The organism is Cupriavidus sp. CPT47-8839-RL05A (assembly GCF_058792255.1).
On record NZ_JBYTEG010000051.1, the window covers coordinates 1 to 650 of the forward strand.

Sequence of the window (650 nt, forward strand, 5' to 3'; positions counted from 1 at the left end):
TGGACTGGACCGTCTCAGCACGCTCGTCGCCACAGGCAGCAAGGCACAGGTTGAATCGCGAATGGTCATCGAGCACCGTCAGCGGATGACAAATCCCGCGCTCGTTGCGCACGTAGCCTTTGAAGTCCATCTGCCACAAGGTATTGGGCTCGGCATGCTCAAAGCGCTGGAACGGCTGCTGGCCCGCGGCAACGCCCACGCCCAGGCGGCCGTGGCGGCGCAGGATCTCGTGAATGGTACTGGGCGCCGGCAGTGCGTCCACGCCGGCGTTCTGCAGCAGCTTGGCCAGCTTGCGCGCACCCCAGTAAGGATGCTCGTCTCGCAAGGCCAATACCTGGCGCTCAAGCTCCGGCGCGGTACGCAACGGATTGGCTGCGGGCCGTCGACACTGGTCTGTCAGCCCGCCCTCGCCCGACTCGGCGTAGCGCGACAGCCACTTGTACAACGTCTTCGGGGCAATGCCCCATCGCCTGGCCAACTCCCGCCGGTTCGCTCCTGGCTGGCTGGCCAGCATCACCAGTTCCCTGCGTTGATCCATGAGTGACACTTCCTTCCATGGCATGGCAGGTCTCCCAAAAGACACTGCCAGCCAGTCTAGTTGTGTTACCCATGTCCCCGAACAGGTGTTACCTATGTCCCCGGTCTATACA

At 63.2% G+C, this 650-nt stretch carries 1 protein-coding gene; it reads right to left on the minus strand.

The features are described 5' to 3' along the window. Nucleotides 1–538 (minus strand): helix-turn-helix domain-containing protein (locus tag AC3WVS_RS31240; RefSeq protein ID WP_492321734.1); only part of this gene is annotated, 538 nt, incomplete at its 3' end. Between the last annotated feature and the right edge of the window lie 112 nt (nucleotides 539–650).